The organism is Citrobacter sp. RHBSTW-01013 (genome assembly GCF_013781985.1).
Classification (GTDB): domain Bacteria; phylum Pseudomonadota; class Gammaproteobacteria; order Enterobacterales; family Enterobacteriaceae; genus Citrobacter; species Citrobacter braakii.
On sequence record NZ_CP056185.1, the window covers coordinates 1,305,667 to 1,323,685 of the forward strand.

The 18,019-nt window shown below is 56.4% G+C and carries 27 protein-coding genes; 2 read left to right on the plus strand and 25 right to left on the minus strand.

The window, feature by feature from the left end:
* The first annotated feature begins 42 nt into the window (after window positions 1-42).
* Both trmD and rplS read left to right on the plus strand, forming a co-directional pair.
* Entirely contained in the window at window positions 43-810 is a 768-nt protein-coding gene (gene trmD, locus HV350_RS06230) for a tRNA (guanosine(37)-N1)-methyltransferase TrmD (protein WP_016157187.1), read from the plus strand.
* A gap of 41 nt (window positions 811-851) precedes the next feature.
* On the plus strand, window positions 852-1,199 hold the full coding sequence (gene rplS / locus HV350_RS06235) for a 50S ribosomal protein L19 (protein ID WP_002914145.1): 348 nt from the start codon (window positions 852-854) through the stop codon (window positions 1,197-1,199).
* Window positions 1,200-1,342: 143 nt separating this feature from the next.
* Here rplS and HV350_RS06240 read toward each other — a convergent pair whose 3' ends face one another.
* The 25 genes from HV350_RS06240 to HV350_RS06360 all read right to left on the minus strand — a co-directional run bounded on the left by HV350_RS06240 (window position 1,343) and on the right by HV350_RS06360 (window position 18,002).
* A complete protein-coding gene (locus HV350_RS06240) occupies window positions 1,343-1,561 on the minus strand; it encodes a DNA-binding transcriptional regulator (RefSeq protein ID WP_000972009.1) in 219 nt (72 codons plus the stop codon).
* 75 nt (window positions 1,562-1,636) lie between these two features.
* Complete coding sequence (locus HV350_RS06245; protein ID WP_181630022.1) at window positions 1,637-2,806, minus strand: phage late control D family protein; 1,170 nt, start codon at window positions 2,804-2,806, stop codon at window positions 1,637-1,639.
* Window positions 2,803-3,288: a phage tail protein gene (locus tag HV350_RS06250; protein WP_181630638.1), complete on the minus strand. Its 486-nt coding sequence runs from the start codon at window positions 3,286-3,288 to the stop codon at window positions 2,803-2,805. The genes HV350_RS06245 and HV350_RS06250 overlap by 4 nt, the downstream gene beginning before the upstream one ends.
* 11 nt (window positions 3,289-3,299) lie before the next feature.
* Window positions 3,300-5,741: a phage tail tape measure protein gene (locus tag HV350_RS06255; protein ID WP_181630023.1), complete on the minus strand. Its 2,442-nt coding sequence runs from the start codon at window positions 5,739-5,741 to the stop codon at window positions 3,300-3,302.
* Window positions 5,734-5,853 carry a GpE family phage tail protein gene (locus tag HV350_RS06260; RefSeq protein ID WP_000763323.1) on the minus strand — a complete coding sequence of 40 codons (120 nt, stop codon included), beginning with the start codon at window positions 5,851-5,853 and terminating at the stop codon, window positions 5,734-5,736. The genes HV350_RS06255 and HV350_RS06260 overlap by 8 nt, the downstream gene beginning before the upstream one ends.
* A 32-nt stretch (window positions 5,854-5,885) precedes the next feature.
* On the minus strand, window positions 5,886-6,221 hold the full coding sequence (locus tag HV350_RS06265) for a phage tail assembly protein (protein ID WP_080107312.1): 336 nt from the start codon (window positions 6,219-6,221) through the stop codon (window positions 5,886-5,888).
* Between the two features lie 63 nt (window positions 6,222-6,284).
* Window positions 6,285-6,803 carry a phage major tail tube protein gene (locus HV350_RS06270; RefSeq protein WP_001207674.1) on the minus strand — a complete coding sequence of 173 codons (519 nt, stop codon included), beginning with the start codon at window positions 6,801-6,803 and terminating at the stop codon, window positions 6,285-6,287.
* 15 nt (window positions 6,804-6,818) lie between these two features.
* Window positions 6,819-8,006 (minus strand): phage tail sheath protein, encoded by a 1,188-nt coding sequence (locus HV350_RS06275; RefSeq protein WP_181630025.1) that lies wholly within the window; start codon window positions 8,004-8,006, stop codon window positions 6,819-6,821.
* Between the two features lie 130 nt (window positions 8,007-8,136).
* Window positions 8,137-8,733 carry a tail fiber assembly protein gene (locus tag HV350_RS06280; RefSeq protein WP_181630640.1) on the minus strand — a complete coding sequence of 199 codons (597 nt, stop codon included), beginning with the start codon at window positions 8,731-8,733 and terminating at the stop codon, window positions 8,137-8,139.
* Complete coding sequence (locus HV350_RS06285; RefSeq protein WP_181630026.1) at window positions 8,733-9,746, minus strand: phage tail protein; 1,014 nt, start codon at window positions 9,744-9,746, stop codon at window positions 8,733-8,735. The genes HV350_RS06280 and HV350_RS06285 overlap by 1 nt, the downstream gene beginning before the upstream one ends.
* Window positions 9,743-10,351, minus strand: a complete 609-nt coding sequence (locus tag HV350_RS06290) for a phage tail protein I (RefSeq protein ID WP_181630027.1) — start codon at window positions 10,349-10,351, stop codon at window positions 9,743-9,745. Before HV350_RS06290 ends, HV350_RS06285 begins: the two co-directional genes overlap by 4 nt.
* Window positions 10,344-11,252: a baseplate assembly protein gene (locus HV350_RS06295; RefSeq protein ID WP_181630028.1), complete on the minus strand. Its 909-nt coding sequence runs from the start codon at window positions 11,250-11,252 to the stop codon at window positions 10,344-10,346. The genes HV350_RS06290 and HV350_RS06295 overlap by 8 nt, the downstream gene beginning before the upstream one ends.
* A gap of 6 nt (window positions 11,253-11,258) precedes the next feature.
* Window positions 11,259-11,606, minus strand: a complete 348-nt coding sequence (locus HV350_RS06300; RefSeq protein WP_181630030.1) for a GPW/gp25 family protein — start codon at window positions 11,604-11,606, stop codon at window positions 11,259-11,261.
* Complete coding sequence (locus HV350_RS06305; protein WP_181630031.1) at window positions 11,603-12,244, minus strand: phage baseplate assembly protein V; 642 nt, start codon at window positions 12,242-12,244, stop codon at window positions 11,603-11,605. The genes HV350_RS06300 and HV350_RS06305 overlap by 4 nt, the downstream gene beginning before the upstream one ends.
* A gap of 68 nt (window positions 12,245-12,312) precedes the next feature.
* The gene (locus HV350_RS06310; protein WP_181630033.1) at window positions 12,313-12,762 is read right to left on the minus strand and encodes a phage virion morphogenesis protein; all 450 of its coding nucleotides are present in this window, start codon (window positions 12,760-12,762) and stop codon (window positions 12,313-12,315) included.
* Window positions 12,755-13,222 carry a phage tail protein gene (locus HV350_RS06315; protein WP_001437785.1) on the minus strand — a complete coding sequence of 156 codons (468 nt, stop codon included), beginning with the start codon at window positions 13,220-13,222 and terminating at the stop codon, window positions 12,755-12,757. The genes HV350_RS06310 and HV350_RS06315 overlap by 8 nt, the downstream gene beginning before the upstream one ends.
* Window positions 13,185-13,430: an Rz1-like lysis system protein LysC gene (gene lysC, locus HV350_RS26500; RefSeq protein WP_249418031.1), complete on the minus strand. Its 246-nt coding sequence runs from the start codon at window positions 13,428-13,430 to the stop codon at window positions 13,185-13,187. The genes HV350_RS06315 and lysC overlap by 38 nt, the downstream gene beginning before the upstream one ends.
* Entirely contained in the window at window positions 13,330-13,743 is a 414-nt protein-coding gene (lysB, locus tag HV350_RS26605; protein WP_181630034.1) for an Rz-like lysis system protein LysB, read from the minus strand. The genes lysC and lysB overlap by 101 nt, the downstream gene beginning before the upstream one ends.
* The gene (locus HV350_RS06330) at window positions 13,740-14,249 is read right to left on the minus strand and encodes a lysozyme (RefSeq protein ID WP_181630036.1); all 510 of its coding nucleotides are present in this window, start codon (window positions 14,247-14,249) and stop codon (window positions 13,740-13,742) included. Before HV350_RS06330 ends, lysB begins: the two co-directional genes overlap by 4 nt.
* Window positions 14,233-14,454 (minus strand): HP1 family phage holin, encoded by a 222-nt coding sequence (locus tag HV350_RS06335; RefSeq protein WP_001437784.1) that lies wholly within the window; start codon window positions 14,452-14,454, stop codon window positions 14,233-14,235. Before HV350_RS06335 ends, HV350_RS06330 begins: the two co-directional genes overlap by 17 nt.
* Window positions 14,445-14,648 (minus strand): tail protein X, encoded by a 204-nt coding sequence (locus tag HV350_RS06340; protein ID WP_154952986.1) that lies wholly within the window; start codon window positions 14,646-14,648, stop codon window positions 14,445-14,447. Before HV350_RS06340 ends, HV350_RS06335 begins: the two co-directional genes overlap by 10 nt.
* Complete coding sequence (locus tag HV350_RS06345) at window positions 14,648-15,157, minus strand: head completion/stabilization protein (RefSeq protein ID WP_181630038.1); 510 nt, start codon at window positions 15,155-15,157, stop codon at window positions 14,648-14,650. Before HV350_RS06345 ends, HV350_RS06340 begins: the two co-directional genes overlap by 1 nt.
* A 93-nt stretch (window positions 15,158-15,250) precedes the next feature.
* Window positions 15,251-16,000 carry a terminase endonuclease subunit gene (locus tag HV350_RS06350; RefSeq protein WP_181630040.1) on the minus strand — a complete coding sequence of 250 codons (750 nt, stop codon included), beginning with the start codon at window positions 15,998-16,000 and terminating at the stop codon, window positions 15,251-15,253.
* A 4-nt stretch (window positions 16,001-16,004) separates the two neighbouring features.
* On the minus strand, window positions 16,005-17,072 hold the full coding sequence (locus tag HV350_RS06355; RefSeq protein ID WP_181630042.1) for a phage major capsid protein, P2 family: 1,068 nt from the start codon (window positions 17,070-17,072) through the stop codon (window positions 16,005-16,007).
* A 75-nt stretch (window positions 17,073-17,147) separates the two neighbouring features.
* Entirely contained in the window at window positions 17,148-18,002 is an 855-nt protein-coding gene (locus HV350_RS06360; protein ID WP_181630044.1) for a GPO family capsid scaffolding protein, read from the minus strand.
* Window positions 18,003-18,019 lie beyond the last annotated feature (17 nt).

Consider the following 18,019-nt stretch of genomic DNA (forward strand, 5'->3'; position numbering starts at 1 on the left):
CACCGGATAAACGGTAAAAGTCGGCGTTATGGGGATTGGCTTGTGTTTATAGGTATCGTTAGCCTGTTTCCAGAAATGTTCCGCGCAATTACCGATTACGGGGTAACTGGCCGGGCAGTAAAAAATGGCCTGCTGAACATCCAGAGCTGGAGTCCTCGTGACTTTACTCATGACCGGCACCGTACCGTGGACGATCGTCCTTACGGCGGCGGACCGGGGATGTTAATGATGGTGCAACCTTTACGGGACGCCATTCATGCAGCAAAAGCTGCGGCTGGTGAAGGCGCAAAGGTGATTTATCTGTCACCTCAGGGACGCAAGCTTGATCAAGCGGGCGTTAGCGAACTGGCCACGAATCAAAAGCTGATTCTGGTGTGTGGTCGCTATGAAGGAATAGATGAGCGCGTGATTCAAACCGAAATTGACGAAGAATGGTCAATCGGCGATTACGTTCTCAGCGGTGGTGAGTTACCGGCAATGACGCTGATCGACTCCGTTTCTCGGTTTATTCCGGGAGTTCTGGGTCATGAAGCTTCAGCAATCGAAGATTCGTTTGCTGATGGGTTGCTGGATTGCCCGCACTATACCCGACCTGAAGTGTTAGAACAGATGGAAGTACCGGCAGTGTTACTGTCGGGGAACCACGCTGAGATACGTCGCTGGCGTTTAAAACAGTCGCTGGGCCGGACCTGGCTTAGAAGACCTGAACTTCTGGAAAACCTGGCTCTGACTGAAGAGCAAGCAAGGTTGCTGGCGGAGTTCAAAACGGAACACGCACAACAGCAGCATAAACATGATGGGCTGGTCTGAGACCCCCAAATATCAGTTTACCCAGGATAAGAGATTAAATTATGAGCAACATTATTAAGCAACTTGAACAAGAGCAGATGAAGCAGGACGTACCTTCCTTCCGTCCGGGTGATACCGTGGAAGTGAAAGTATGGGTTGTTGAAGGTTCCAAAAAACGTCTGCAGGCATTCGAGGGCGTGGTTATCGCTATTCGTAACCGCGGTCTGCACTCTGCATTCACTGTTCGTAAAATTTCCAACGGCGAAGGCGTTGAGCGTGTCTTCCAGACTCACTCTCCGGTAGTTGACAGCATTGCTGTTAAACGTCGTGGTGCTGTTCGTAAAGCTAAACTGTACTACCTGCGTGAGCGCACTGGTAAGTCTGCTCGTATCAAAGAGCGTCTTAACTGATAACGCATTCGCGCTACATCCAAAGCGTGTTATAAAACAAGGGGTTGGCTATTTGCTAACCCCTTTTTTATTGGTGATGGCGGCAAATTGGCGGCAGAGATTGGCACGATGGCGGCAGATATAAAAAAACCTGCCGAAGCAGGTTAAAGCCAAAGTTGCTGTTGCTGGTTTCTGACGGGATGAGGAGGGGCAGGGTCAACAGCGCCCGGCTTCACAATAAATCTTGATAGCGTCTCAAAAGTTATAAATGTACATCCGCAATTGATGTTTTGGCACTGGTGATAACGTTCTTTCGTTTCGGTGCTAAGGTACCGGCTAGTGCGAGCATGCGCGGCGTTTTGGCATAACGGGCAGTGCATCATAATTATTCCCCCTGCTGGCGTATCTGAGGGAATAATAAACTCTTAAATTGCATTTGCAAATCATGATTTGCTTTTTCAACTCTCACTTTCCTCTGAGCTGTACTCCACATCAGAGAGTTTAACCTCAAGCTCTAAGCCCGTCGTGAAGCCATTATTATTCAGATTGTGAGTCACTTTACTGATTAACCAAGATTGCTCGTCTATGACGCGCTTAAACCCTGACACACGCATCGGGGTCTCAGGGAATAAATCAGCCCTGCCAAGCGCCAGCGTAATTGAAAACTCCGCAACGCCTCGCTGCAGCTTATCCCACTTAGCCTGAGCGGCGCGCATCGCCTGCGCCTTTGATGCGTAGACCGTCGTCAGCGCCAGCACGTTATCGGCCTCACCGGCCATATACTCACCCTCACGCGCTTCCTGCTCTTTTTTGGCCTTTGTCTTTTTGCTGACCTGCTTTGCTTTCGGGTGCTCCAGTGCGCGCAGGTGCTTCTCTTTTGGCTTACGTTTCAGTGTTACTTTCTGCTTTTGCGGCTTCGGGTCTTTAGTATGCAACCATTTTGCTGTTACGCCGGTGTAAGCCCCACGGTCAGCAATGGCAAACTGATGACGGTCGCCATCGCTGCGGGTCAGCGTCATTTGTGGGACGGGCTTACCGCTGGCGGTCATTGCACTACCGGCTTTCAGAAACAGGAGCTTCCCCGCTTTCACTGACACCGCTGCCCCATTTCGGTCAGCCAGCCGGGTCAGAAATACGGCGTCGGACTCCTGCGACTGGTCGATATGCGGCACCGGTATTTTTTTCAGTGAATCCGCTACACTGGCCGTCAGTTTATTGCGCTTTGCAATGGTGCTGACTAGCTCACCGAGGGTGGTGTCGTGCCATGACTCCTCACGCCGTGAATTGAGCGTTCCGCGAAAGTCTGCACTACGCGCCCGAATGGTCAGGGTATCAGGCGCCCCCCGATGCTCAATCTCATCGACCGTGAAATCGCCCTTATTCAGAAGCGCCGAACCCTGCCAGCCAAGCCACAACGTCAGCACCGCCCCGCGCAGGGGTAACTCGACTTTGCCGTCAGTGTCGTCGAGCTCAATGTCGAGCTGGTCAGCCTCAAATCCCCTGTTGTCGGTCATGGTGAGAGAAATCAGCCGGTCACTAAAATTGCTGGTAATGTCTTGGCTGTTCAGTGTCAGCATAAATGCCGGTGCAAGGCTGGCACCGGCGTCAATGGTCATGCCCGTAATCATGCGGTCAGCCCTCCGAGCGCACCCTGCAGCTTATCAGTAAGATTACCAGCAGAGCCGAGAAGCTCGCTGGCCTGCTTATTCAGGTCGCCAAACATTGCCGTCAGTGATTCGTCGACCCGTTTCAGCGAAAGGGTGAAATCAATCTTTCTGGCTGCGCCGTCGCTGAAAAACTCGGCATGCGTGGTCGACACCGTCTCGACGATATACATCCCGAAGATATTGCCGGTTCCCTCAATCAGCGGCCAAGCTCTGCCCTCGTCGGCCATCAGTTCGACAGCCAGCAGAGATATACGACCGCCAGTAATGGCAGGATAAAGCGTACCGGCAAGCTGGATCGCGTTTTCCCCCTCGCCGAGAAACTGATACGCAGGAGGTTTGCCGACCCGGTCATTAGACGCCCAGCGGTAATTCTTCGAGTGCTGCATCGACTGATAAGGCAGAGTGCGACGTTCAAACACAAACATTCCAAGAGCAAGCATCATCATCAGCCTCCTTAATCGTGCATCATGCTAGCGCGGGCTTTGGCTCGCTTATCGCGTTCATATTTTTCTAACGCATCCTGCAACTGGTTACCCAATTGACCACCCGGCGCGCCGCCACCCGGCAGGTTTATTTGATAGGTAGGGCTGCTCTGGTCAATATAGGTACGACCGGCGGGAGCCGTGACAGGTTGATAAGCCTGATACCCACCAAGCGAGCTGGTTGTCGGAATATACCCTCCACCCTGACCAACCGGCGGCGTTTTTGCCGTTTCCGTATCAATACTGCTCGATTCCTTTTTAACAAGGCCGAGCTTTTCGAGAATTACATCAAGACCACCGCGCAGCTTATTGAAAATATTCAGAGGCAACATCAGCGCATCGGCCAGTGCCTGACCAAATATAACGCCGACATTTTTGCAGCTATCTAGCGTCTCCTGTGTGGCTTTGACCGGTGCAATCAGGTCTTTAAACCATTGCCAGACGCCGCGCAGCTTCTCACCGAGGCCGTCAAAAATGGGTGCCAGTGGGGCGAACATTTCCCCTACCGGTGCAAAGGCGCTCATGATGCCCTCAATCACCCCCGAGAAAAATGCGCTGATGGGCTCCCAATATTTGCGGATGAGTAGCGCCCCGGCCACAATCGCCGCACCGACGGCCACAATCGGCCAGGTAATCGCACCGAGCGCTGTCATAATGGCACCACCGGCAACAGTAAAGACCGTACCCAGCACGCCAGTAGCGGCAATAATGGCGTTAATCCCCATCACAACCGGCCACGCAACGAGACCAATGCCGCCGATGATACCAATCAGAGCAAGTGCGCCACCGGCAATGATGCCGATGGTTTCCGCCAGCCCCTTATTTTTCTGGATCCAGCCGTCGAGCTTTAACACATACTGCGTGGCCGTTTGGGTAAGCTTGCGCAGTGAGCCCTCTTGCTGGTCATAGAGGTCAGTACCGACCGCCTCGTAAGCCGACTGAAACTCTTTAAAATCACCGCCGAGGTTATCCTGCATAACCTTGACCAGTTCCTCGGTTTTTCCGTCGGATGCCTTAATCGTAGCGGTGAGTTTATCGAGCTTTCCGCTTGCCGCTGCGGCCATCAGCACACTTGCAGACTTCATGGCCTCCTCGCCGAATATGGTTTTCACATATTCAGCTTTCTGCCCGGTTCCGAGCTTGTTGCGCTCAAAACTGGCCTGCATTTCTTTCAGGATGGTAAATAACGGGCGCGTATTGCCTTTGCTGTCCGAGGTTTTAACACCCAACTCTTTGAGGGCATCGTATGCTTTGCCTGTTGGTGCCTGTAGTCTCGTTATTACAGCCGCGCCGCCCGTCCCAGCCATTGACCCCCTGATGTTATTATCATGAAGTGTGCCGGTAATCGCCGCCGCTTGTTCAAGACTCACTCCGGCATTTTTCGCAACAGGGGCAAGGTAACTTAATGAGTCGCTTAGTCCCTGAAAATCAGCGGTGGTTTTGTTCATCGTGGTTGAAAGAACATCACCAATATGTGCAGCCGCGTCATTAGAAAGCTGAAAGGCGGCTTTTGTCCCCATCAACAGTTGCGCGTTTTCCTCCATTGTTTTTCTGTTCGCAAGTGACAGGTTGAGAGTCACAGGCGTCATGGCCGCTATAGCTTCAGCATCACCACCACCTTTTGCGATAATAATCTGCGCACTGGCGGCATCATCGGCAGAGGCGGCAGTATTGTCGCCGAGCTGGCGCGCCTGTTTGCGTAGCGCCTGCATTTCTGGCGACTGCTTATCTACCCCGAGCACGGCCTGCAGCTCGGAATTTTTCTGCGCAAAATCATAACCGGGCATCAGTAATTTTACCCCGGCCATCGTTCCCGCAGCCGCAATGCCAACACCTGCAGCACCAGCCGCCGCCGCATTACCGGCAAGCTCTTTGCCTGACTGGTATCGAGCTTTAACCCGGCTTAATTTCGCCTGCTGCGCACTGACGCGCGCCAGTGCCTCACGCTGGCGGTTAAGCTGCGCCGTTGTCTCGCTGATGGAGGTTTTGAGCCGACGCTCATCAGCAGACAGGGTGCGGGTGTTAATACCGGCCTGCATCAGCTCGGAGCGCTGTCGCTGTACCGACGTTCTCAGGCTGTTGTATTTCGTCTGCAGCTCAGAGGCGGCACGCCTTGCCGCTTCGAGCGCCTGCGCCTGCGCGCGGGTCGGACTGGTGGTATTTTTAAACTGTACGGCCAGCTCACCGGCTTCTTGTTTCGCCTTACCAAGCGCCTGACTGGTTACGGCCAGTTGCGCGCTTGCCTTACGAAAGCCGTCGATTTTCGACGCCTGACCGTTCAGGTCACGCAGCCCTTTTTGTGTGTCGCGAATATCGCCCGACAGGCTTTTACTCGCGGTCTGGATGGATTTAAGCGGTCGGGTCGCCTGGTCGACCGCTTTCAGCAAAACCTCAAGCCTCAGGTTATTACTCATTGTGGTTTCCGCTACGCTGTAGCGCCTTTTCGCGCCATGTGATGAGCTCGGTCAGGCTCAGGGAATAGAGCTCTGATGGCGGCCAGTGGAATATCACCGCAATATCCGCCATCAGGTCATCGGTCGACAGCTCGGGCGGGAAATCTATTCCACCGAAGCCGGTGACAAAAAACCAATCACCTTAGCGGCCAGCGACAGCATATCTGGCAGGTTCATCGCGGTTAACTCCTGCGTGGTGAGCGCGGGATAGGTCATGCGAGGCAGTACTTTAATCAGTGCATCGACTTCGGACTGCGCCACCGCCGCCAGACTGACGCCGCGCAGGGTACCGGCGTTCGGCTCAATCAGGGTGACTTTATCAATTGTCTGACCGGCACGCTTAATCGGCTTGTCGAGGGTCACGACGTTCGGGTTTACGGTGTCAATTTCATTGCCAGCCGTATCAACAAATTCAGCGGTTTTACGTGGTGCTTTTGCCATGATGTTTTTCTCTGCTCTGAAAGGGGATTAATCACCGGCCAGCAGTGCCGACCGGTCAGGGAGTTACAGCCCGATTGCGCGGCGGTGCTGTTCCAGACGGTCGACGCCGTTCACCTTCTCGACCATGTTGACGGTGTCGATTTCGATAACGTCGCTACCATCAATCGTGAGGCGGTAATAGGTGCAGACGGTCGACAGTTTGGTCGAGGTGTTTTCACCCTGCTTATTCTCACCGCCGTCGATTTCTTTATGACGGCCACGCATGACCACCTCGACCGCGATGATTTCGCCGGTGTCGTCGCGCTGATAGGATCCAGCAAAACGCAGCGGCACGGCGTCAGCACCCGGCGCGGCGTACTGCGCCCACAGCGCCACATCGGGCAGGCCGCCGACAGACCATTCGACGGTGAGCGCATCGTCGTCGAGGCCGAGGTCAATCGCCGCCGCGCCATTCATACCGCCGCCGCGATAGTTTTCGAGCTTGCGGGTCAGCTTTGGCAGCGTTACCGATTCAACAACGCCCATGTAGCTCAGGCCGTCATTGAACATGTTCAGATATTTGAGTTTGCGGGGTAGTGCCATGTTATTTCAGGCTCCTTAGCTGTTGACCGATTCGGCCAGATTCACCAGATATTTATCGGTGATGCGCTGGCGCAGGGTCAGGCTTTCCAGTGGTGGAACCGGCGTATAGTCGTAGTCGATATACAGTTTCCCGGCCTTGAGGGTTTCCTTATCGTTCGATTCCTCGTCGAACCAGCATTCACCGTCCACGATGTAGCCATTTGATTTCAGCTCGCGGAATTTGGCATTAATGCCGTCGACAATGTCACGGATGAGCGATGCGGTAATGGGCTTATCGACCGCCCACATGTGCGCCTCGGCCATCGTGTCGGCCAGCACCTGCGCGGTGCGGGTGTAGTTCTCAAACAGGAAAAGCGGGTCATCAGAGCAGGTGCGGTTACCCCAGAAACGGAAACCATCCTTGCGCACCAGCGTCGTGACCCCGGCCTCGTTGAGCAGGTCAGCATCTGTGCCGGATGCCTGCAAATCCCAAAAGACTGAGGCGCTGATGCCGGTGACGCCCTGCACGCCGACGTTAGACAGGGTTTTATGCCAGCCGACAGTCTGGTCGATGTAGGCACGCAGGCCGAGTGCGCGCGCGGTAGCGTAGGCCGTTGCGGTGGCGTTCGCGGTGGTGTCCCATGAAAGGAAATCAGGCCAGATAACCATCAGCTCACGCTGGCTGAAATTCTCGCGATATTCCATCGCTTCGGAAATGGTCTTACAGCCCCATGCGCTGACATAACCAAACGCGCGCAGACTGATACAGACCGACGCAAGTGCGACTGCGACCTCTTTGGTATCGAGACCCGGCACGCCGAGAATGCGCGGCTTAACGCCGGTGACCGCTTCGGCAGTCAACAGCGCCTTGATGCCGGTGTATTTACCGTTTTCATCCGTGCCGCCGATGATATTAGAAATGGTCTGCGCCTGAGCAGCATCCGGGTCATCGTCGACACCCTCGGCCACGCGCACAACAACGGTGACGGGTTTTGACTGGTCGGCGATGGCCTGCAGGGAAGCAGACAGCGTGCCTTTTTTACCGGCTTTCGCAATGGCGCTCTGCACATTGGTAATTAATACCGGCTCGTTGAGGGGGAATGTTTCGGCATCCGCATCGCTGGCCGTGCAGACCATGCCGACAATTGCGGTTGCAACAGTGGAAATGACGCGGGTGCCGTCGTTAATTTCAAGCACCTTCACGCCGTGGTGAAAATCACTCATCCGGTTAACTCCGTGGTTAGTGGGCGAGTGTTATTGTCCTGGCTGGTCTTGTGGGGAGCTATTTGTCGGCGATGGGTAGCCGATGGCACATAAACAAAGTAAAAAAAGACGGGCATCAGCCCGCCTTGATTTACTCCGGTTTAACCGGCCACTCGATATCCGGTGCCGTGGAAGTGTCGACCGCGTTCAGCGCCTGAATGTATTTCATCCAAGTAATCAGGCTGGCCTTGTCATCGTCGCTGATGATGCCGAGCTGCAGCTCAGTCTGCCATAAGCTGATTGTGCTTTGCGCCTCGGCCAGCAATGCGGATTTTTGCTGCTCCGCCTCCAGCACCTGCGCGCTTTTCTGCGCATCCTCATCCGTAACCCATTCCCTACCGTTCCAGCGGTCATAAGGCGTCAGCGGTTTGATGGTGGTCACATTATCATGGTAATCACCGAGCCCGGTTATCTCGACAGGCTGACCGGTTTCCGTGTCATACACGGCCTCGCCCCGGTGGTCGATAACATAATCCCATCCGTCAAAGCTGACCGTACGGCAAATGGCAAACCCCGCCTTTTCATCAACCGGCGCGTCGGTGCAGGAACTGGCAGGAATACCGACGCCAACGGCGAGAAACTCCACTGATGCCGATAAATATTCGCGCGTCTCACCATCAAAGTTATAGACCATCATATCGCCAGCTTTAGTGGCAATACCGTTTTTATTAAGTGTCGCTTTCGCCATCATGCAGCCCTTACGATGTAGTTAAATACGATGTTGCGCGGCCTATTTTCATTCGCTGTTGGCACAACCCGTGAAGCATCAAAAACACTGGATAATGCGTTATTAGTTCCTGCTGCTGTGGTTATTGACTGTTCAAAAGATGCACTTTCAACCGCAAACACACCTGATGGGTTATTCAACCACGCACCATATTTCATCGCTGCAGTTTTACCTGTAATGTTTCGAATGGCATCACCCTGAGCGCTTAATAGTGTTCTGGCTGAATCAACACCACGCCCGTCATCCCACCCTCGAATAAACTCACCGCGCAAATCAGGCAGACTACCGGACGGATAAGCGACGGCCAGCTTTGGATATTTCGCCTTGTCAAAAGCCGCGCCATTGCATTTCAGCCAGCCATCTGGCGGCGTTGCCTGCGGCCACGGCAACGGAAAGCCAACCGGAATGTACTTATCAATATCCGCGGTTTTGAGGTACTGAGTGTGCGGGTCAGGAGCGGCGAGATGTGCGGCAAGCAGGCTATCGGCATAGGCTTTCACTTCGATAATCTTATCGTCGACATACTGGCGCGTTGCCAGCACGACCGACGGGTCAATTTTCAGGGTGATGGCCGACGTGCTCGAAACAATCAGAATCATGCGAATGGTCTGCGTGCGGCCGCTTCCCTCCTGCAGTTGCGGCTTGTAGGTCTCCGGGCAGTTCGCCACGGCAATCAGGATGCCGTCGGTATCGTAGAGACCAATCTCGCGGATCCAGAAACCGCCCTCATTTTCGGGAATAATCTGTTCCGCGATAATCTGGCTGGTATTGGCCGGGTCAACAGTCAGGAGGTTAAGCGGCGCGATGCGCTTCTGGTTAATGAGTTTCGTCTGCGCCGGGTCAGGGGTCGGCAGCGTACCATTCGCATCACCGACGGCCATCTGCGTCAGGTTGAGTCTGGTGCCGAGTGCCGCCGCGTTCGCCAGCCGCGCCGCGCCCTGATTGGTCAGAATGGCAAAGTATTTTGCGGTCATGCGTTCACTCTCAGGTTATCAATCAAATGGATGGCCGAGGCCGGATAATATTCACCGCCGACGACAATTTCCTCGGGGGTGTAGGGGTAAACGGTCAGCGCGTCGCCGTCGTAACATCCCGCGCCGACATACAACTCGCCGGTCGCACTCAGGCTGATAGCCAGCCCGGTCAGGTGACGACTTGCCGGTTTGGCGTCTTCAATCAGGCGCTCAAGTTCCTGATACATTTCGTCAGTAATGCCGCTGTCGAGCACGCCGACAACAAGACGGAATGTGCCTGGCTCCTCGTCGAGCTGCCACCACTCGCGCACCTCAATCAGAAAGCCGAGTGGCTCAACCACCCGGCGCAATGCGCTGATGGTGCCTTTGTGCTGATGGACGAAAAACGAGGACGCGCAGACGCTGCGTTTTGTCGCCTCCGGCCACTTCTCATCCCACCTGTCGACCGACAGCGCCCACGCCAGATACGGCAGCAGCCTTAACGGACAGTCGCGCCAGTTCCACAGGGTGCGCAGCAGAATCGGCACGCGCTTAATTTCTGCGAGTGCTGTAGCGGCGGCGACCTCCAGCGGCGATGAGCCAACGGGTAACAGCCGGTCACTCATCCGAACCCCCGATAGTTATCTGGTACTCGGTACAGTTCGACGCCTGCGACTTACTCAGCACAATGTCGGCCTGCGGTGATGCCAGCTCTACACGCTGGACACCTTCAACATGCAGCGCCGCGTAAATGGCTGACAGACGGATATCACGCCCGAGGCGGTGCTGCGCACTGATGTAGCTCTGCAGCTTCTGCTCTGATGCCTGCCTGATGGGCTCAGACTCGGGGCCGGGGTAAACGTAGAGCGTCGCGTCAATCTGGTACGGCACAATCTCGGCTGACTGGACGGTCACCCGGTCGGCCACAGGGCGCACATCTTCGGCATTCAGCGCTTTATCAACAATCGCCAGTAAATCAGGACTGGCGGTGCCGTCACCCTCTCGGGATAACACGGTAATCGTCACGCAGGCTGGCGACGGACTGGCGACCGAAACGTCAGCGACCCGCCCGTCGGCACTGCGACCGTGATACTCATATGCACCGACCGGCCCCGCCACGCTCAAACCCTCAAACGCCTGTTGCGTACGCAGACGCAGGTCGGTATCGGATTCCATAACGGCAGGCGTCGGCGGGATGGTGGTGTCATCCGCCGGGGTGATGGTCAGGCGTTCGGTATTGTTGTTCCCGGCCACGACGTCGAGGTCGTTACCGGCGGAATAGGCCAGCGTCACCGCCTGCGCGGCTTCGTTCACCCGCTGACGCCAGATAACTTCACGGTAGGCGTTTTCCTGCAGCAGCTTAACAATCGGCTCCGATTCAAGTGCCAGTGTCCGGGCAATAGCCTCCTGCTGGTCTTCGGGATAAAGCGAAATCAGCGTCGCAATGCGTTCCGCAAGGATGGTTTCATAGTCCAGTTCCTCAACCACGTCGGGAACGGGTAACTGACTCAGGTCAACGGTTGCCATAGTGATTTAACTCAGTGAAACAGTGGTTGAAACTGACGCACCGGTATCGGTACGCATCCCGGTAATATCGACATACATTTCGCCAGCGTCGCCGGTCTCAAAGCTGATGGCGGTAAGCCTGATGCGCGGCTCCCACTTCTGGATAGCCGAATAACACGCCACCATAATTTGCAGCCTGAGTGCCTGGTTTTGCGGCATATCAATCAGCGCAGACAGCAGCGAGCCATATTCACGACGCATCACCCGCGAGCCGACCGGCGTCAGCAGAATATCGCGCATGCTCTGGCTGATGTGCTCAGTGTCGCTGATGCCGAGGCCGGTATTTCGGTTCATACCCTGATAGCGCACCGTCATTGAATCCCCTTCGTCCAGCTTCCGCCGCTCTGCACATTGCCGTGGTCATGGTCATCAACCTGCACACCGTTAGAGGTTAATTTCCCGCCGGAATGCGCGAAATTGCCTTTCATCGTGCCGCCCTTTTGCACCTCAAGCGTCGCCGTCGTCAGCTTATTGGTGCAAATCACCTCAGGGGTGTCGAGGGTGATACTGGTCGAGGCTTTCACCAGTACCAGCGGCACGGTTGCGGTGATGGACTCCGATGCCGTCACGTCGGCCGTTTTGATGCCGCTGACCGTCAGCGCGCCAGTCTCGGGCTCGTACTCAATGACCGCACCATCAGGAAAAACCACATGCCACGCATCCGCCGAGGCAGACGGGGTGGGGTTATCGTCGGAGAAAATACCCGGCAGCACGAAAGCGGTATCAAGCTCGCCACCGATTGCCAGCAGCAGAACCTGTTCACCGACCGAGGGAGCCCACCACGTCCGCGAACGACCGGCGCGGGTGGTCAGCCAGTTCAGCCATGTCGTCTGGATCCCGCCGCTTTGTACGCGGCACAGCCCCTGCACGGTATCAACCTCAGTCACCACACCAGAGCGGATGAGGTTGCGAATTGCGCGCGCGAGCTCCTGTATCGTGGATAACGTATTCATAGTGCAAGGATGCCTCTGGTCTGGAATCGCGCCAATTCGCGCGGCTCCGGTGGTGGTTCACACAATATTTATTTGCCGATGTGCCTGATAATGACGTCTTCAATCATCTGCTCATCGTCACGGGTGAAACCGAGCAGCGGGCGCGCCTCGTAGTGCACATCCCGGCTGTTGCGGTTTGGCCGGTCTTTGAGGCCGTACTGATGCACCCGCGCCATGCGCTGCACCTTGCCGGTAAACTCCACCACCGCCGCACTGTCGCTGCCTTTGGCTTTCATAAAGCGGTTGGTGCGTAGTTTGGCGAACATTTCGCGCTTAATGCGGCCTTTCTTGCTCCGCACCGGCTGGCGCTTTCGCGCGGCATACGGGGTGCCGTCGGGTGCCTGTTGGCGCTTGATGCGCTGTTGCTGACTGGTACGCAGCTTTTTCGCAATCTCAGCCGCCATTTGTCGACGCGCCGCCGGTGACAGGCTGGCAATCAGACCGGCAAGACGCTCCTGCAGCGCGGTTAACTCACTCATCCCACTTACTCACCAGTTCGCCGTTAACGTACAGCTCGACCGGGCGCGTCACCGGCTCTGGCAACGGCGGCTCAGGGGCATAGCTGACATGCAGCGCGCCGTCGACCTCTTTGACGAGCGTGCGCTCGGTGAGCCTCAGGCTGATACTGATATCGAGCGAATCGTCGTTATTGATATCAATAATCCAGGTGAATCCTTTTTCCCGCCCGTCGTCGGTGGTCATAATGTCCGGCTGATGTTCACGCAGCCACGCCTGCACCGGCACGAATATCAAATCGAGGTCGCCGGTGAAGTCGGTCACCACCACGTTAAGCACGTACACCTTTTCAAACGATAGCGAGCTCGCCAGTCGGGAATCGGTATGGCCGTTATCGGCAAACAGGCGCAGCATATCGGGGTTGTTTCGGAGCTGCGGCACGGCGTTAATCAGCGCTTTGCGCAGGCTTTTGTGCTTCTGCATCGAGTTCATCCTGACAGTGTTTGACGGTTTTGACCTGCAGCGCGCAGGCGGTCAGCGCGCCCTCAAGACGGCGGATATCTGCGCTCAGGTCACCATTGGTTTTCGGGTCACTTCCCGGCATCGGGCAAAGGCTCACCCTCGGGCATCCGCTGACCACAATCACCGGCGCTGGCGCAGGCGGTGCGGATGTGCAGCCGACGCACAACATCAGGCAGAGCAGCGTTATACCAGCGGCGAAAGGCTTCATTTTCATTAAGTAACCTCGTTATCGTCTGCTCGCGGCGGCTGGCCTCTGCGCTTGCCTTTGCGAGCTGTTCACGCAGCTCCACCTGCGCGGATTCATTACGTCGGGCGAGCGTACCGGCAACACTGAGCTGATTTTTCAGCATGCCAATCGTCGTCTTTTGCTCGCTCGCGATGCGATTTGCCGTCTCAAAGGAGCGCGATAAATTGCCGTTCTCATGGCGCAACCACAGCAGCCCGAGCACGGCCAGCACTAACAGCACGACTAATGCTTTCATTTCACCCCCTGCAGGCAGTAAGCGCGCTCACGCTGACGGCGATTTTCGAGGCCGGTACTGCGCGCCCCGTTGACGTACACCCAGCGGGTAAGCTGGTCGCATGCCTGCCACCACTGCTGGCGCTTGAGATATGAGACCAGCGTCGAGCGACAGGCCGCGCCGGTGCCGACGTTAAAAGAGAAACTGACCAGCGCGTCATAAACCGGCTGCGGCATGGTGACCGGCACGCAGACCGCGAGACGGCGCTCGGTGTTCAGCACGTCGGCGACCAGATTTGCCGCCGCTTCGCGCTCGGTGATATCGCGTTTCGGTACCACCCCGGCAGTGTGGCCGATGCCTGATGTCCACACGCCCGCGCTGCACTGGTAAGGTGTCAGGCGACACCCTTCGAGGTCGGCAATCAGCGCCAGACCATCAGGCGAGGTATTCAGCAGACGAAAATCAGGCATCAGTGCCGCCAGCGCCAGCACTGCGGCCACACTGCAACGTTTAACGATTGAGCTCACGGGTCACCCCTTTGTCGATTCCCATTTCGGTCAGGTAACGAAAGGTTTTGCGCCGGTACCAGAAATTCACCGCCGCCGTAAAAATGGCGCACAGACTACCCACATACAGCGCCAGTTTTTCGGGCGACATTGCCCCGAAATACGCCAACCCCACGGCCAGCCAGTAGGCGATAAACGTGGTGATTTTTTCCATACTCAGTCCCATAGGTTCAGGGTCTCCGCCGTGGGTGATGTTTCAACGTCGGGCAGGTCAATCGCCGTGCCATGCGGCAGAATGACGCCCAGCTCAGACAGGCCGGGATTAGCCTGCAGCACCGACTCGACCACGCCCTCAGTGCGCCCGTAATACCGGGAGCAAAGCGCGTCGAGGGTGTCGCCCTGCATCGCCCAGACTTTCATCAGAGCTGACCCACGATGCAGCGCGGCTTATCCTGCAGGCGCGAGACCGACCAGCGCATATCCCGCCACAGGTCATCAATGATGGTTTCGACGCTGTCGGCTTTTTTGTCACCCTTGCCGGTAGCCTCTACGCCGCGATAACGCTCATACAGGGTGGCAGTCGCCATCGCCGTCACGGCGCTGAGGTAGTGGAAAATGCGCACATTCTCGCCGTCGATTTCCTCGGCGTCAGGCACGTCGGCCAGATGCTTAAACCCTGCGACAATCTGGCGCAGCCGGTAGTCGTAAAGCTCCGCATTGGTTTCCGCCATGCCGGTCTTAATGGCATTGCGCAGGCGCGCATCGGAAACCGTCTGCTCAAGGCGCATCAGCTCGCGCACGCGCTTCGGATCCACATCAGGGAAAAAGAACGTATTTTTAATCACTGCGTCGCCCGTCTCGGGTGCGGGAATCACCACGCCCGATACGTCCTGCGGTTCGTCGGGCTGATTCAGTATTACTGTCGTCATGACAACCTCATTAGGTTGGGCGGTGGACGCCGGTCGCCGTCAGGGTTAAAACCCGCTTTGACCGGCGTGCCGCCCGGCTCGGGGAGCGTTCAGTTAACCGGCGGTTTTTACCGCCTTTGGTGGACGCCCGCGCTTTGCCGCCGGTTTGGCGGCAGGTTTGCGCGTGCGCGGTTTAGTCGTTTTACGGGGTGCTGCCTCTGGCTTTGGCTTCAATGCCCGCTCCAGTCGCTCAATTTCTTTGCGTACACCGGCATTGCGGTCAAGCTGCATCGCGCGCTGAAACTGTGCCAGCGCCTCGGCATTCTGACCGGCGTCGCGCAGGGTCAGGCCGGTCACCTTATGCAGACGGGCGCGCACCATATCGGGGACGTCAGCGCCGTCGGTCAGGCTGAGGGTGGTCAGCAGTAATGCGAGGTCGACAGGCTCACCGGCATCGCGCAGGCGCAGCGCGGCAAGCGCCACCTCCTCAACCAGCATGTAAGGCGTGGTGCGACGATGGTCTGATGTGAGGCCGTATTTCAGCGCGTAAGGCGCAATCTCCAGCGCGCCAGCGACGTCACCGGCATCGAGACGCCACAGCATGACGGTCATCAGAATGTCATCCTGTGCGCCACGGCCATCAGCCAGCACACCGGCGACCCACGGCGCATAGAACGGCAGCAGCTCGCGCTTTTTCGCGGCTTTCAGTTCGTTTGAACGGATGGTTTTCAATGTGCGGCGGTCATCGGCCAGCTTTACCAGCATCTGCTCGTAGGCGGTTGCGTGGCGCAGCGGGGCTTGTTCCCGCTGCGCGGCTTGAGAGGCCGAGACCCGCATCATGTGACGATGTGCGGGGCTCGTCATGGGCTTACTCTCCGCTTTCCGGTGCCTCTGGTGCGGTGAAATCGCCCAAGGTGATGTTTTCCAGCAGGCACCCGGCGGCATACGCCTCGACCACATAGTCGATGTTCATCGACTCGTAGTTTTCCACGCGGTCTTTTTTCGGGTTCTCATCAATGCTGCGGCGGTGGCTCTCATCCATGAAGTAGATAGAGAGGTTTTCCAGCGTGGTCACGAATACCGCATTCGCCGGGAAGTACGGCACGCGCACGGCTGGCAGGTTGCCGATGCGCTTCTGGCTGATGATGATATCCGCCGCGAGCGACTCGGTGTTTTCCTGCTGTTTGTTGACCAGCGGGAAATATTTGTCAGCCAGCAGCTTACGGCCAACGATGGCAACGAGTTTCGGGTCATCCTGATAAATCTCGTCAATCAGGGTGTTGGTACCGTCCATCACCAGCGCGTCGAGGTTCTCATAGTCGCCGTTCTTACCGACGCGAATCACGTCAGAAATAACGCTACCATCCTCAGCGATGATTTTGCTCATCACGCGCGCCGGTGCTTCGTTGCGGTACTTCTGCAGCCAGCCGACGGCCACATCCTGCAGCATCGGGTTTTTGCTGCGGTCTGAGGTATCAGCGCGGGTGGTACCGTTGAACCCGGCCATGATGAAATCCAGTGCCTGACGCTGGACAATGGCGTCGCGGATGCGGCGCTGGAAGTCCTGAAAACGCGCCCACAGGTCGAGGCGTTTATAGGTCAGGTGGAAGTCAAAGTTAATCTGATTGCACTCGTACTTGTTGGACTCAAGCGCGGTGAAATCTGCGGTCTGACGCTCTTTGTCGCCCGAGGTGTCGGTCGTGCTGGCGATGGTGCCGGTCACACCGACGCCAATTTTCTCGCCCTTCATTTCTGCGACCGGCAGAATGTTAATCGTCTGCAAGAATGCGGATGACGCCTGCACGGTGTTCATCAGCGTTTGCGTGACGGACGGCTCAACGGTGAATTTTTTGCTGACGTCATCAACGCTGATGCCGTTCAGTTTGGCGAGCTGGGTCAGATAGGCATTGAACTTAAAACGGGTTTCCTGACGCATAGTATTTCCTGTTTGAATTAATCGGTTAGTCACAGCATCGGGCGGGGTTGCCGCCCGGTTTCGGCCTGCGGTTTATCAGCAGTCAGTCAGCAGCTCATCGCCACCGCCGCCGCTGGCTTTCGTGCGTCGCGGCTGGCTGAAACTTTCGGTTTTGTCGAGGGTGGTTTTCAGGGCGGAAAATGCCTGGCTGGTTTCTTCAACCTTGCCGGTCAGCTCCTGTTTGAAAGTGGCAAACGCAGTTTCCATAGCTGAAAGGCGCTCGTCCTGTTTGGTCAGATTGGTCTGCACATGTTCGCTGACGGTGGTCACCGCTTCATGCACATCATTCAGGCGCGCATCGTCGCTGACCTGTTTGCGGCTGAAAATGGCCTTTACCTTATCGGCCAGACTGTTGAGCACCGTGTCGGGAACGTCTTCAAATTCCAGCTCGGCCAGCGTGGCGGCAGAAAAGACGTTTTCAGGATTAGCCTTAAAGCGCTGCAGCGGGTTGTGCTTCGCGTTGCGACAGAATTCGAGGTATTCAGTGCCGAGGCTCGCCGGGTCATCGGTGACCGCAAGGCCGACGAGGTAACATTTGCCGGTATTGGCAAAATTCGGCTGAATTTCCATTGAGGTGTAGACCTTCTGCGCGGCTTTATTCATCGCGATAAGGTCATCGGTCGGGGTGATTTTAGCGAACAACGCCCACTTGCCGTTAAGCGCAGAGTCGTCGTCAATCTTTTCGGCTTTCAGCTCGGCCACATCGCCATAGCGCTTGAATACGCCATCGGGCAGCAGGCCGCGCAGGTGTTCAAGATTGATGCGGCAACCGTAGACACGCGGGTCATAGGTTTCAGCCATTTCCTGAATATCGCTGGCGCTGATAATGCGCCCATCGCAGGTATCACCCTCGACGCCGATGCGAAAGAACTTTGAGACTTTTTTTGCCATTGTCAGGAGTCCTGAGG